Source organism: Pseudomonas sp. Pse79, from assembly GCF_024519615.1.
Taxonomy (GTDB): Bacteria; Pseudomonadota; Gammaproteobacteria; order Pseudomonadales; family Pseudomonadaceae; genus Aquipseudomonas; species Aquipseudomonas veronii.
In genome coordinates this window covers 34,039-48,254 of record NZ_JALJRR010000007.1, presented here as the reverse complement: position 1 = coordinate 48,254, position 14,216 = coordinate 34,039, and the positions used below count along the sequence as shown (strand labels likewise).

The following is a 14,216-nucleotide window of genomic DNA, read 5'->3' as shown; positions in this document are numbered from 1 at the left end:
CCGGAGCCTGCCCAATGTCGTCCCTTGCGCCGCCGTTGTCGTTCAACCCTGCGGGAATCGAGCTGGATCGTCGTCAGGGGCTGACCCGCCAGCTGTACGAAGCCTTGCGCCAACGCGTGCTGGACGGGCGACTGGCCGGCGGCACGCGTTTGCCCGCCACGCGCGACTTGGCGGCGGCGTTGTCGATTTCGCGCAACAGCGTGGTACGTGCCTACGATCAGCTGTATGCCGAGGGCTTTACGCAAAGCCGGGTCGGCGACGGGACGTATGTCGCCCAACTGCCCAGTTCAAAAAAACTATCCACAAAACTGTCCACAGGGTTTTCAACAGGCTTATCCCCAGCCTTATCCACAATCGAGCTGAAAAACGCCGATATTTCGAGCGAAAAAGTTATCCACAGCGCGGCGCTGGAGCGCCTCGAAAACAACCATTTGCCCTTGCCGCCCACGGGGCCTCCACGGGCATTTCGGGTGGGGGTTCCGGCCTTTGACCTGTTCCCTTTTGACGTCTGGGCCAAGCTGAATGCGGCTTTTTGGCGCAAGCCGGACCTCAAGCTACTGTGCTATGGCAACCCGGCCGGGGACGAGCGCTTGCGCGGCCTGATCGCCGCCTACCTGCGCAGCTCGCGGGGCATGCAGTGTACGGCTGAGCAAATTGTGATCACCAGTGGCGCGCAGCAGGCAATCAGCCTTTGTGCACAGTTGCTGGTGAGCCCAGGTGATGGCGTGGCGATTGAAAATCCCGGCTACCGCGCCGCCGGTCATGCCTTCGCCCTGGCCGGTGCGCAGTTGCAAGGTGTGGCGGTGGACAGCGAGGGGATCGACTGCAGCGTATTGAACGGCCTCGACAACTGCCGCCTGGCCTATGTCACGCCGTCCCATCAGTACCCATTGGGCGTGGTCATGAGCCTGGCCCGGCGCCTGGAGTTGCTGGCCTGGGCCGAACGCAGCGGTGGCTGGGTCGTCGAGGATGACTACGACGGCGAGTACCGTTACAGCGGCGCGCCGCTGGCCCCGCTGGCGGCCCTGGATCGCAGCGGGCGGGTGCTGTATGTGGGGACGTTCGGCAAGGTCGCGTTCCCGGCGCTGCGCCTGGGTTACCTGGTGTTGCCGCCGACGCTGGTCGACGCATTCGCCCAGCGCCGCGCCGTGGACGTGCGGCACTCGGAGGTCAGCACCCAGGCGGTGATGGCGGAGTTCATGGCGGCGGGGCACTTTCAGCGGCATATCCGGCGCATGCGTCGCGCTGCGCTCAGTCGACGCAACGTCCTGTTGAACGGCTGGCCGGACGAGCTGCCGGGGGTCGGCAGCCTGCCGAACAGTGCGGCGGGCCTGCACCTCACCGTGCGGGTGGACAGCCTTGCCCGCGAACAACAACTGGTGGCGCAGGCCCGCGCGGTGGGCGTGGAGGTCAATGGCCTGAGCAGCTATTGGCTGGCGCAGGCCGGGCCACCGGACGATCAACGCGCCGGCCTGGTGCTGGGCTTCGCCGCAGTGCCCGAGGCGGCGATCCGCCAGGCGCTCGCGCGGTTGCGCCAGGCCTGGACCGGTCAGGCTGAGGGCTGAGGCTTGGCTTTCAGGAACAGCGAGCGGGCCAGATGCAGACCGATTTCACTGCGGTACACGGCGATGTCGCTCAAGGGTTCGAACCGGCCGCCCATCAGGCGCTGTTGGCGGTTTTTCAGGTGGGCGGCGGTGTAGGCTTCTTCCGGCCCGGTGAGGGTGGGGTAGTGAAAGTGTGCGTACCACAACGGACGGTTCGTGTTGACGTCCACCACCGCATACTCCTGCAGGAAACCCTTGTCGCGGCCCCTGAGTCGGGTGCGGGCGCCGACAGGCGGGTCTACCGTGACGGCGCCCTCGCGCAACAGCAATTCGACGTGCGCCGCCTCCGGTGGTCGGCGCTTGAGCACCTCGAGCTTGATCCGTTTGCCTTCCCGGTAAAGCTGGGTGATCGCCTCATCAAGGCGGCGGTTAGTCAACGCAGCTGACGGCGAGGCGCTTTCGGTCTGGTTGCTGGAGGTCAACGCCTCTTCGATATCCTGGTTGGCCCGTTGCAGTTTTTTGGCGTGCTGGTGGAAGCGCTCTTCGATTTCCACCGGCAGTTGCCGGGTTTCCTTCGCCCAGGCTTCCTTGTTGGCGATAAAGGTTTCGACCCCATCGACCAGCGCCTGACCGTCGCTGATGCTGTTTGCCAGGTTACGCGCCTGGCTGCGGGAAGCGGGCTTGGGCGTCAGCTCGCGTTCGACCCAAACCCCCGGCTCCTTCTCATGGAAGGTTGCAATCACTTTGCCGGTCAGGGGTTCCTTTACGTCGACCAGCGTCTTGCCGTCTTCGTCGGGGCTCTCACGCTCTTCGCCGACCACCATCCCCTTGAAACGCGTCTTGATGTATTTTTTCTTCACCCTGGGGACGGTGCGCGACGGGCCCGCGGTGGGCTCCATGGCTCTGCGTTCGCGAAGCAGGGTTGTCAGTTGTTTCTCTGCGAGCCGAGCGAACTCGTCCACTTGCTTGCGCAGGTTTTCCAGGTCGGGCTTGTTGAGGTCATTGGGAAACTCGGCCGGCAGATCCACCAGGTTCTGGTCAACCCTGGAAAACTGATCCATCAGGCTGTCCAGGGTTTCGATCAACTGCTCCGGCGGCACCAGGTTGCGTGGTTGTGCGGCCTCTCTGAAACTTTGGACCGCCAGCTCCGCCACATCGACGATACGGCGCAAGGCTTCCCTGGCGTCGGCGCGTGTGGCCGATGCGCCTTCGGCCACGCACAGGAAGTGGCCCAGGGTAATCTTGAACGCCTTGAGATCATCAAGGGCATAAGCGGGCAGGTGCGGCTCATGCTGCTGGATCAGCCTGACCCCGCGCGCACCCAGGGCACGAGCCTCCTTGAAGCGTGCCTGAAGGTAGCCCAGGCGCTCCGCCATGGCGTGTGTCGCGGTATACATGTTGCGGTAGTGAACGGTGGGCAAGGCTTCCTCTTCAATGCCCTCGATGTCGAGGTGGCCCTGTATGGCTTCCAGTCGTTCGCGAAACGGGATCTGTTGTTCGCTGATGGCGGAGCGCGCCAGAAACAGCTGATGTTCCAGGTAGCCGACCATGGCGTCCTGATAGTTGGGCACCGTGTCGAGAATATTCAGGGATTTGAGCTGGGAAATCGGTACGTCGAATTCTTTGAGACGCGTATCCACCTGTTCGAGAAAGGTGGTTCTGGCCGCGGCTTTGGCGTCACCCGCCGTGCGGTCGATGGCGCCTTGCAAGGCTTCAAGACCGTGCTGGCGCTGGGCTTGCTCGCTGTCGAAGGTTGCCAGTTGCCGGCGTAAATCGGTGATTTTCGGCGGCCTGAGGGCTTCGCCTTTTTTGCGCCGGCTGCGCAGGCCGCCTGCGCGTAGGCGCAAGCGCGTGTCGACGAACCATTGCCCCAGGCGATTGGCGATCAGCGGCGGGCCGCGCCGGCCTGGTTGGCGCGGATCGATGATCAACACGGTGTCGTTTTCGTCGACCGTCACTTCAAACCATCGTGTACCCACCGGGGCGTACCAGTGTGAGGCTTTGGCATAGAGATGCTGATGAGGGCCTTCCACGGTCTGTTGCGTACCCAATTGATCGGGCTTGGCCTGCGCAAAACTGTCGAGGAACGTGCCCAGGTTCTGCGCGCTGCGGTTCAGGGCACCACTGATGTGCAGGGTGTGTTCGTGGTCGACGGGCAGCTCTGCCGTCGCGATATCCGGCTTTTGGACGACCTCTACCTTGACCTCCGGCGGCGGCAATTCGGGCGGCTTGGCGGGCTTCCCGATGGACGACTCGGGCCGATGCGCCGTGGCGACATGCGTCGTTAACACCATGCCGAGCGTCAGCAAGATATCCACCAGCGCCGAGAGCCCGGCGGAACGGTCACCGACCTCATTGGTGTCGACCATCTGTTGCAGGTCATCCATCAATTGCCAGATCCAGGTCGCGGCGCCCGCGGCGCGGCCCATGAACGGCAGCACGGTATTGAACATCAGCCACCCGGCGTGCTTGAAACTCTCCCAGCGCGCCTCGGCATTGGACACCGATTGGCGGTCGGCCAGGGTGACCAGCGCGTCGGCGTTGGCTCGGAACAGTGTGGCGAAGTCGTCGTTTGGCAGCACTTCCCGCCCCAGTTCGACGGGCCCGGTCATCACCAGTGCATTCAGCGGGTCGCTCAGCACACTGGTAAATACCCACGGCGAGGGCAGGCTGCCGGGAAACACAAATTGCGCGTAAGCCGTTCGCACCTTATCGGGCAGCCAAGCCAGGACCGATTGGCGCAATGGCGTGTCTTGTTTGATCGCGTACAGCAGATTGGTCGGTGACGGGAACTGCATCAACGGTTGGTTGGACAGCGGGCGATAGAGCAGGCAAGGACCTTTTTTCGGGTCTTGAGGGCCAATGACGAACATGTTGCCGACGATGTCGACGGCCGAACCCAGACGGCGTTTGGGGAGCAGGGACAAGCGGCGGATGACCACCGCCGCGCCGTCGACCACACGGGCTGCGCTGTCTGGATGCATCGCCGCGCAGACATAGCGATAGCCCTGTTCGCTCAGGTCGTGGACACCTCGTACTTTGTACTGCAACGCCAGTAGCGGCAGTTGCAGGCGTAATTGAGCGGTGTAGAGACGTTGCCTTCGCAGGGACTCGGCAGCGTCGTCAAGCAGCGTGCGTTTGACCAGGGCCGGGTAGTGCATGCCGACGTTCGCCTGGGTAATCAAGTGCTCCAGGTAGGCCGCCGTCATCCAGGCGGGCACCGCGTTGCCGTTTTCATAACCGACGGTTTTGTTGCCCAAGGGCAGGGCTATCAGGTTTTCCAGGGCCAACTCGGCGAGGGTAAAGGTTTGGGTCTGGGTGTTTCCCGGCACGATCAGGGTGCCCCAGGCTTGCACGCTGGTGACGCTGATCCGCACGCTGTCCAGCGTCGTGCGGGCCACGCCGGGGTGGTCCTTGACCATCAGGGTGTGGATCGCATCCAGGGCAAAATCGCCGATGTGCTTGATCCCGTCATCAAAGGCTTTACCCGCGTGCCGCAGGTGCAGGGCCGCGAGGTCCATCATGTAGCGCCCGTAGGTGGCCTGATCCGACGAGGACGCGGTGAGTATCCAGTCGGGCAAGGCGCGATGTACCCAGCCGATTCGGTCTTGATTCAGCGGGGCGCGGGGGGCGATTTCGCTGCCTGGCTTGTCGTGCGCCATGGTCGGGATCAGCTCACCGCTGTTGAACGCGATTGCGCCGATTGCCTGAATCTGCAGGGAAATAAACGCACAGGCCTGCTGCTCGAAAAAGTCCCCTGAGGGTTGGAAGAGTCGCCAGTGGAGCTTGGTCGCCTGTGGAGTGGCCACTTGAATGCTCAGGGCGTCGCCAAGCGCTTGCAGGCTCTTGAAGGCGGCGTAACCGTCGGCGATCGAATAGCTGAGGATGATGTCGCGCTCGCCGAGGCGCCCGACCAGTACCGCCAGTGCCGACAGGTTGAGGTGTTTGACCTGTGTGGCGTGTTCCAGGTCGACGTCGATCAGATAAGCCTTGGTCGCGTATTTGTCCTGGGGCAAGCGCTGGGCGTAATCCGGCGTGTGAAAAACCGCCCTGGCAACGTTGCATTCATCCTCGTCCCAACCCTCCACGCTGTCGACATTCCAGATCGTGCGCAAGGCGTTGGCAAAGGTGCGCCAGCGTGGGCCGTTCGGGTGGTTGCTGGCATTCCAGAACGCGAGTTGCTGCTCTTGGTACGCGACGCACAGCAACGGTGCCAGCTCATTGATCAGGCGGCCGACGGAGTCCACCTTGACCGGCAGATGCACGTTCGGCCCGGTGGCGGATTGATAGATCAGGTAGTGCTCGCTGTCGAGCCAGGTGACAGGTGCGCCGGATGTTGCACTGCGGCACAACGCGCCGGTCAGTGTTTGAAATCGCGGGGCTCCGGGCAGGATCGTCTCGGCGGTGATCTGCCAGTGCGGTGTCACCAGAAGGGTCAGATCGGGGTCGATGTCGAGATCCGGGTACAGCTCGCGCAAGCTCGAGCGCAGGGTGGCGGCCGCGACTTCGCGCAAGGAGGGGCCGGTGGTCAGTTGAGTCAACAGGTCGTTGGCACTGGGAGGCGATGAGGGCAAGGGCGGGCTCCTGACGGGCGAGGTGAGGCGGGTTGCCGACGGCAACCCAGGACCTCGACCACGTTAGGGCGCGTGCCCGTCCGGAGGTGGTAGTTAGATAGCGGGCGGCCTCTATGTCCCCGACTTGATCTTGGTCCACGCCCGCGTCCGGGCGCGCTCGGCGTCGCGGCCCAGGGGTTTGAGGGTATACAGCGTGGCCATCGCCGCCTCGGTGGGGTACAGGTTGGGGTTGTGGCGGATCGCTGGGTCAACCAGTTCCGTCGCGTCTTTGTTCGGGTTGGGGTAACCGACGAAGTCGCTGATCGGCGCGATCACCTGTGGTTGCAGCAGGTAGTTGATGAAGGTGTAGGCGTCCTGCGGGTTTTTCGCGCCTTTGGGCAGGGCGAGCATGTCGAACCAGATCGGCGCGCCTTCCTTGGGCAGGCGCATGTCCACGATCACGCCGTTCTTGGCTTCCTTGGCGCGGTTGGCGGCCTGGGAGAAGCTGCCGGAATAACCGACGGCCACGCAGATGTCACCGTTGGCGATATCGGCCATGTACTTGGAGGAGTGGAAGTAGGTGATGTACGGGCGGACTTTCATCAGCAGCGCTTCGGCTTTTTCATAGTCCTTGGGGTTGCTGCTGTTGGGGTCCAGGCCCAGGTGCTGCAGGGCCAGCGGCAGGATCTCGGACGGCGAATCGAGCAGCGCGACGCCACACTGCTTGAGCTTGCTGATGTTTTCTTCCTTGAAGATCAGGTCCCAGCTGTCCACCGGCGCATCGGCACCCAGCGCGGCCTTGACCTTGTCGGGGTTGAAGCCGATCAGGATGGTGCCGTACATGTAGGGCACGGCGAACTTATTGCCGGGGTCGTTGGCCTCGAGCAGCTTCATCAGCTTGGGATCAAGGTGGTTCCAGTTCGGCAGTCGGCTGCGGTCCAGGGGCTGGAATACTCCGGCTTCGATCTGCTTGGCGAGGAACACGTTGGACGGCACCACCACGTCATACCCGGAGTTGCCGGTGAGCAGCTTGGCTTCCAGGGCTTCGTTGGTGTCGAAGATGTCGTACACCAGTTTGACGTCGGGGTTCTGCGCCTTGAAGTCTTCCAGCGCCTTGGGCGTGATGTAGTCGAACCAGTTGTAGACCCGCAGGGTTTTCTCTTCGGCATGGGCCGCGCTACCGAGAACGGCGGCGCAGAGGACGAGCGACTTGAGCATGTTCATTGGAGGGACCCCTCAAAACCTTCTAGAACGTTGACGGCGTTGATGCCGATTTCTGCCACGGCGTAGCCGCCTTCCATCACAAACAGCGTGGGTTTGCCCAGGCGCGCGATGCGTGCGCCCATGGCGAGGTAGTCCGGGCTGTCGAGCTTGAACTGCGAGATCGGGTCGTCCTTGAACGTGTCCACACCCAGCGACACGACGATGATGTCGGCGTCATAGCGCTCGATTTCCCTGCACGCCTCGTCAAGCGCCGCGCTCCAGCGCGCCCACCCGGAACCGGCCGGCAACGGGTAGTTGAAGTTGAAGCCTTCCCCGGCGCCTTCTCCCAGCTCATCGGCGTAGCCCAGGAAAAACGGGAACTCCGCCTCCGGATGCCCATGGATCGAGGTAAAGAGCACGTCGTTGCGTGCGTAGAAGATCGATTGAGTGCCATTGCCGTGGTGGTAGTCCACGTCGAGGATCGCCACCTTGCGATGGCCCTGGTCGAGAAACGCCTGGGCGGCGATGGCGGCGTTGTTGAGGTAGCAATAACCGCCCATCAAGTCGCTGGCGGCGTGGTGCCCCGGCGGGCGACACAGCGCGAACGCACAGTGGGCGCCGCGCTGGATCGCTTGCTGTGCGGTCAACGCGACCTGGGCGGCGCTGTAGGCCGCTTGCCAGGTGCCGGCGGTAATCGGTGCGCCGCCGTCGAAGCTGTAGTAACCGAGCTGGCCGTGCAGGCTGGTGGGCAGCACGCGGCGCAAGGTGCGGGCGGGCCAGGTGTAGGGCAACAGGTCGCCGTCCTCGCCGAATGCGGTCCAGCGTTGCCAGGCACCTTTGAAGAAGTCCAGGTAGTCGCGGCTGTGGACACGTTGCAGCGGCGCGAGGCCAAAGTCCTGCGGGGCAAGGACCGGGCCCAGCCCACGGGCTTTGACCCGTTGCAGTACGTGGTCGGCGCGCGAGGGCATTTCGAAGCAGGGCATCAGTTGCCCGTCCATCAGTTCACAGCGGCCGTGGTGCAGGTGGTGATCGTCCGAGTAGATCGTCAGCATTTTGTTGTTCTCCGCAGGCGGTATCGGTGCCTGCAGTCTTGCGGGCGGGGCGCTTTATGAGAACGGCAGGAGCGGCCAAAAGGGGATAAATCGGGCCAAATTATGTGTCCGCAATTCGCCCATCAATGGGGCGTCATGCACGAAATTGGCTCGGCGCCACGCCGCTCCAGCGCACAAAGGCATGCCGGAAGCTGGCGGTTTCGCTGAAACCCAGTTGCTCGGCGATGCGGTAGATCGGCAGTTCATCCGCCGCCAGCCATTGCTTGGCGCGCTCGAAGCGCAGTTCGTCGAGCAGTTCCTGATAACTGCACCCCAGGTCGTGCAAGTGGCGGCGCAGGGTGCGCGGCGAGCAGTTCATCTGTGCGGCCAGGCCTTCGATCCCCGGCGCGGCGCCGAGTTGGCTGGTGAGCAACTGGCGGATTCTGCCCAGCCACGCCTGGCGGCCGGTGAACTCCAGGTTCTGTTTGCGGCACCGCTCGGCCATGGCCTGGTGGGTCACGGCGTCGGCCAGGGGCAGGGGCTGGTCCAGCCAGCGCTTGTCGAAGGCGAAGGCGTTGGTGCCGGCGTCGAACTGCAGCGGGCAGGCGAAACACTCGCTGTAGCGCGCGCGATAATCCGGCGCGCTGTATTCAAAGCGTGCGCCAAGCAGCGCCAGCGGCTGGCCGAGCAGGTCGTCGCAGATCACCTTCAGCGAGGCCAGGCACAGTTCGACGTTGAACATCTGCATGGCCGGGGTTTCGCGATAGTCCGCGGCGGTAAACCAGATGCGCTCGCCGTCCGCCTCCAGGCTCAGCTTGAAAAGTGTTCCCAGCAGCGCCGGATAGCGCAGCGCCAGGCGCAAAGCGTCACCGAAGGTGGCACTCGTCAGCAGCGCGTAACCGAGCATGCCGTAGGCCGACACATGCATCTGGCGGCCCAGCGCCAGGCCGACATCCCGGCGCAAGGCCACGGCATTGGCGCATACGCGCATTTCCTGATTGGTGGTAATGCGCGTGTCGGCGCGGCTCAAGTCCGCCGCGCAGATGCCGCTGCCCGCGAGCAAGGCCTCGCTGGGCAGCCCTTGGGCCTTGAAGGTGTCGAGCACCAGCGACACCGCGTTGAGGGTGGTGAGATGAGCGTGCAGCATCGACGGCTCCAACGTGTCAGGTACGGTGAAAGAGCAAGTTGTGTGCCGTCGGCCGTGTGTCAGGCGAGGTTGAAAAACAGCGTACTGGCCTGACTCTCGTTGATCTCGCTGCGGTGGAATGCCACGCGTTGTGCGCTGCTCAGGCCTTTGGTGGTGTCGGCTGCCGCGCCCAGGCTGTGTTCCTGCGGTGTCTTGAGGCGCGCGCTGATAAACGCCCTGGGCGTGGTCCAGTCGGTCGAGTAGTGGAAGTGTGCATACCACAGCACCTTATGGGTGCTGCGGTCGGTGATGGTGTATTCGTCCAGGTAATCCGGCCGGGCGGATTTGATGCGTCGGCGGCTGATGGTTTTTTTGATGCTTATCGCGTTGCGGGCCTTCAACCATTGCACGCCGGAGGGTGTCGGCGGGTGCTGTTGGGTCATCCTCAACACATTGTCTACGGATTGTTGATAGAGGGCTGTGGTGGCGTCGCTGAGGGTCTTTTTGACGGTGCTGGCCAGGGCCACGTCGCCTTGCGCGAGGTTCTTCTGGCTCAGGGCTTGCTCGATACTGCGCGTGGCTTGCTCCAGGCGCTGGGCGTGTTGATGGTACAAGTATTCGATGCCGATGGGCGTGCGTTGGGCTTGGTTGGCCAGGCCGGTGATCCGTTGTTTGAAGTCCGGTAGGCCGTCGAGCAGGTTCTGGCCGGCGTCCACGCTGGTTTGCAGGTCGATGGGCGTGTTCACCGTTTGTTCGCTCCTGGCCCGTTGCACCCAAAAGCCGTCCGGTTTCTCGTGAAACGTGGCCACCACGGTGTTGGACAGGGGCGAGCGAACATCCACCAGCCCGGTGTCCAGGCCTGTGGCGGACAATTGCGGCTCACCGACGACCATGCCGTGGTAACGGGTGCGGATGAATTTTTTCTGCGGGTGTGGCGGGATGGGCGGCGGGCTGGGGGTGGCTCTCAGCGCGGTGCGTCGGTCGGCCATTTGCGCAAGATGGGTGCTGGCGCGTTTGGTGTACTCGCCGAGTTGCTCGCGCAGGCGGGTCAACGGTTCCGTCAGGGAGACGCTGGGGAATTCCGTGGGAAAGTCCTGCAGGCGCTCGCCCAGCACCGTGAACTGTTCGATCAGGCTGCTCAGGGTCTCGATCTGTTCGTCGATGCGCTTGTCACTGCGCTCGCGCAGGGTGTCGCGCAGGGCCTGGATGGCGATGTCGCAGGCGTCGACAATATGGTCGATGGCGGCCCATGCCAGTGGTGCGCTGAGGGTGGTGGTTTCGCGCAGGCACAGGTTGCGGGCCAAGGTGACTTGCAACGCCTTGAGGTCGCCGCTGCTGTAGGCAGGCAGCAGGCTTTTGGTGTTCTTGATCAGGCGCAGGCCTTCGCCGGGCAGGTCACGCAGTTCGTTGAACCGCGTTTCGAAGTAGTCCAGGCGCTCGATCATGCCGTGCAGTATTGCGTTCATTTGCCGCGCGTCGGGGATGTTGCGCACGCGGGCATCGGCGGCCTGCTTCGCGATGTGGTCGAGGATTGTACGGAGTTTGGGTGTAAAGGCCTTGAGCACTTCGTTGAGCCCGGCCCAGCTCAGGCTCAACTGAGCCTTGAGATACCCCACGGCGCTGTGCAGGTAGTCCGGCGTTGGGGCAAGTACATTCAATTCTTTCAGGTTTTTCAGGGCGGTCTCGTAGTCTGTGCGTTGGGCCTCCAGTTGATCGAGGTAAGCCCTTTGCGCGGCCTGGGCCGAGGTGGGCGGCGCGTCAACCAGTGCCTGATAAGTCTTTTCCAGGGTGTCCTGGGCGGTCTTTTTCTGTTGCTCGAAGGCGGTGATCTGCCTGCGCAGTTGGCTGGCCTGGCGTTCGGCTTGCGCCCGGGCTTTGCGCTCCCGGCTTCTTGAACCGCCGCCACGCAGGCGCAGCCGGGTGTCGATGAACCACTCGCCCTTGAGATTGCCGATCAGAAAGGGACCGTTGCGCGCGGGTTGTTGGGGATCGGTGATCTGCACTTCGTCATTCTCATCCACCGTCACTTCGAACCAGCGTTCGCCGACCTGTGCGTACCATTTATCGAGCAGCGGGTAGAGGTGGCGATGGGGGCCGATGCGCGATGAGGCTTTGTTGCGCACCTTCGGCTTTTCGACCTTGAAACTGTCCAGCAGGCTGCCCAGGTCGCTGGGGCTGCGGTTGATCGCGGCCAGGGTGTGCAGTGCATGCGGGTGATTGCCTGGCAGCTCAACTGCCGAAAGGTTGGCCAATTGTTTGACTGTCACGGGTTTGGCGATCACCTCGGGCTGGGTGGCAGGTTTCGGTGCCGGCTCGTCCTTGCTCAAGGCGGGGGCTGACGGCGCTTCGCGGCTGGCGATGTGCAGGGTCAACACCATGCCCAGGTTGAGCAACAGCCCGGCCAGGGCGGACCATTCGGCCGGTTTGTCCTTCTGCTGTTGCGCGTCGACGACCGCTTGCACCTGATCCAGGATCTGCCAGATCCAGGCGGCGGTGTTCACGGTGCGGCCCAGGAACGGCAGGGCTGCGTTGAATATCAGCCAGCCCGCCTGCTTGAGCGAGGCCCAGCGACTTTCGGCATTCGACGCCGACTGACGGTCGGCCAGCGTGATCAGCGCGTTGGCGTTGGCCTTGAACAGTTCGTCGGGCAGCTCGCCGCTGAGCGCTTGCATGCCCAGGTCCATGGGCCCGCTCATCATCACGAGTTTGACCGGGTCCACCAGCAACGTCACGACTGCCCAGGGCGAGGGCAGTTCGCCAGGGAATGCGTAGCGTGCGTAGTCGTCGCGCACGTTGTCCGGCAGCCAGGCCAGGACCGAGTCGCGCAGGTGGCGTGATTGGCGGATCGCATACAGCAGGTCGGCCGGTGACGGATATTGCAGCAGTTGTAATTCCGCCATCGGGCGATACAACAGGCAGGGCCCGGCGTTCGCGTCCTGGGGGCCAATCACAAACATGTTGCTCACCACGTCTTGCGTGTCGGCGCTGCGGTTTTTCGGCAGGAAGGCCAGGGGACGAAGAACGATGGTTTGCCCGTCGACCTGACGGTCCGCTGCCTCTGGCGCCAGCACGGCAGCGACGTAGCGATACCCCAGTTCGTCGATCCCGGCGTGTCGGCTCATCTTGTATTGCAAGGCTTGCAGCGGCAGTTGGATGCGCAAATGGCTGCTGTACAGGGCGCGTCGGCGGCTGGATTCGAGCGGGTTGTCGAGCAACTTGCTTTTGGCCAGGGCCGGGTAGTGTTGGCCGACGTCCACCTTGCGGATCAGCGTTTCGATGTATGCCATGGTCAGCCACGCCGGCACGCTGCTGCTGTTGCGCAAGCGCACGCTTTTGTCGCCGAGGGGCAGGCCGATCAGGTTTTGCAGGGCCAGGTCGGCCAGGCTGAAGGTGGTGGTGTCGACCTTGCCCGGCAGGGTGAAACTGCCCCACACAATCGGGCTGCGTACCTGAATCTCGATGTTCTCCAGGCGCAGGTTCGCCGCGTCGGTGTGGTCCTTGAGCATTTCGGCGCGCAGTCTGTCGAGCGCGTAGGTCTGGATGTGCGGGATGTCATCGTCGTAGGACTTGCCCGCGTTGAGGCTGTGCAGCGCGGCGAGGTCTTTCAGGTAGCGTGCGTAGAGACTCAGGTCGGTGGTGGAGGCGGACGTCAGCCAGGACGGGAGTGCGTCGAGGTAGGGTTTGAGGTCGGGTTGCTTTTCGCCGACCAGCTCTTGGGTGGCCGGTGGCAGGTTGAGTGAGGATTCGCTGGGGGCGGTGCGCCGCAGTTGCTGAGTGTCGAGCTGCCCGATGAACGCAAGCTGTTGGGCAATCAGCGTGCAAGCCTGGTGATCGAAAAAATGCCCGGTGGGTTCGAACAGTCGCCATTGGATGTCAGTGGGTGCATGGCGACCTACGTAGCCGGGCAAGCTCTGGCCCAGTTGCTCCAGCGTGGCGAATTTCTCGTAGCCGTTGAACAGGGAGTACGTGAGGATAAGCGTCTCGCCGTCGTGGTTGCCGATCAGCACGGCAATCGACAGCAGGCCCAGGTGGGTGACGGTTGCGCCATCGACCTGATCGACGTCCACCAGGTAGGCGCGGCAGGCGAACGCATCGTCGCTCTGGCGGCGTGTCAGTTCCGGCGCGGCGTACAGCGTGCGGGCCATGGCGCAGTCCTGTTCGTCCCAGCCGTCGACGCGGGTCACGTTCCACACCGAGCGCAGCGTGCTGGACAAGGCTTGCCAGTGGGGGCCGGAGGTGCCGTTGCTGGAGTTCCAGAACGCCACTTGCTGTTCCTGGTAGGCGGTGAGCATCACCGGTGCCAGCAGGTTGATCAGGGTGGCGATCTGCGTGATGCGTACCGGCAGGTGCGCGGTGGGTTGCTGGTTTTTTGGCTGGATAAGGTAGTGCGCGCCTTCGATGTAGAGCGCGGGTTCACCTGAGATGGCCTGATTGGTGAGGATGTCGGTGAGGGTTTGGTGCGCGGTGGGGCCGGCGACGATTTCATCGTCGACAATGCCCCATGTCGGCGTGCCGACCATGGCGATGTCCGGGTCGATGCCCAGGTCCGGGTAGAGTTCTTGCAACGAGCGGCGTAACAGCGTGCTGGCGGCTTCCCGGAAGGCGGGGCCGACGCAGAGTTGGGTGACCAGCGTATCGGAGGGGTTGTAACGAAGGGTGGAGGTTTGTTGGCTCATGAGTTCCTGCCTTGCCATTTCATGGACGCTGCCGGAAGAACAGCTTCGGCATGCTAGAAAGCGGCAAGGCAGGGAGGAGGCTA

The 14,216-nt window shown here is 63.4% G+C and carries 6 protein-coding genes; 1 reads left to right on the top strand and 5 read right to left on the bottom strand.

Translation table 11 applies throughout. The features are described from left to right. Positions 1–14 precede the first annotated feature (14 nt). Entirely contained in the window at positions 15–1,565 is a 1,551-nt protein-coding gene (locus tag NR164_RS11095; RefSeq protein ID WP_169881606.1) for a PLP-dependent aminotransferase family protein, read from the top strand. Here the strand turns inward: NR164_RS11095 and NR164_RS11090 are convergent. From NR164_RS11090 to NR164_RS11070, 5 genes are all read right to left on the bottom strand, one after another. Further along, positions 1,550–6,118 (bottom strand): dermonecrotic toxin domain-containing protein, encoded by a 4,569-nt coding sequence (locus tag NR164_RS11090; protein ID WP_256822755.1) that lies wholly within the window; start codon positions 6,116–6,118, stop codon positions 1,550–1,552. The two genes, NR164_RS11095 and NR164_RS11090, sit on opposite strands and share 16 nt — an antisense overlap. Positions 6,119–6,229: 111 nt before the next feature. Beyond that, the gene (locus NR164_RS11085) at positions 6,230–7,321 is read right to left on the bottom strand and encodes a polyamine ABC transporter substrate-binding protein (RefSeq protein ID WP_256822754.1); all 1,092 of its coding nucleotides are present in this window, start codon (positions 7,319–7,321) and stop codon (positions 6,230–6,232) included. After that, the gene (locus NR164_RS11080; RefSeq protein WP_256822753.1) at positions 7,318–8,352 is read right to left on the bottom strand and encodes a histone deacetylase family protein; all 1,035 of its coding nucleotides are present in this window, start codon (positions 8,350–8,352) and stop codon (positions 7,318–7,320) included. The genes NR164_RS11085 and NR164_RS11080 overlap by 4 nt, the downstream gene beginning before the upstream one ends. 133 nt (positions 8,353–8,485) lie before the next feature. Beyond that, positions 8,486–9,478, bottom strand: coding sequence for an AraC family transcriptional regulator (locus NR164_RS11075; protein ID WP_017850016.1), 993 nt, complete (start codon positions 9,476–9,478; stop codon positions 8,486–8,488). Between the two features lie 59 nt (positions 9,479–9,537). Continuing rightward, complete coding sequence (locus NR164_RS11070) at positions 9,538–14,133, bottom strand: hypothetical protein (RefSeq protein ID WP_256822752.1); 4,596 nt, start codon at positions 14,131–14,133, stop codon at positions 9,538–9,540. Positions 14,134–14,216: the final 83 nt, after the last annotated feature.

Excerpts from the sequence above, each read along its gene's own strand:
- NR164_RS11095 (WP_169881606.1), top strand. The coding sequence starts at position 15 with ATGTCGTCCCTTGCGCCGCCGTTGTCGTTCAACCCTGCGGGAATCGAG.
- NR164_RS11085 (WP_256822754.1), bottom strand. The coding sequence starts at position 7,321 with ATGAACATGCTCAAGTCGCTCGTCCTCTGCGCCGCCGTTCTCGGTAGC.
- NR164_RS11080 (WP_256822753.1), bottom strand. The coding sequence starts at position 8,352 with ATGCTGACGATCTACTCGGACGATCACCACCTGCACCACGGCCGCTGT.
- NR164_RS11075 (WP_017850016.1), bottom strand. The coding sequence starts at position 9,478 with ATGCTGCACGCTCATCTCACCACCCTCAACGCGGTGTCGCTGGTGCTC.
- NR164_RS11070 (WP_256822752.1), bottom strand. The coding sequence starts at position 14,133 with ATGAGCCAACAAACCTCCACCCTTCGTTACAACCCCTCCGATACGCTG.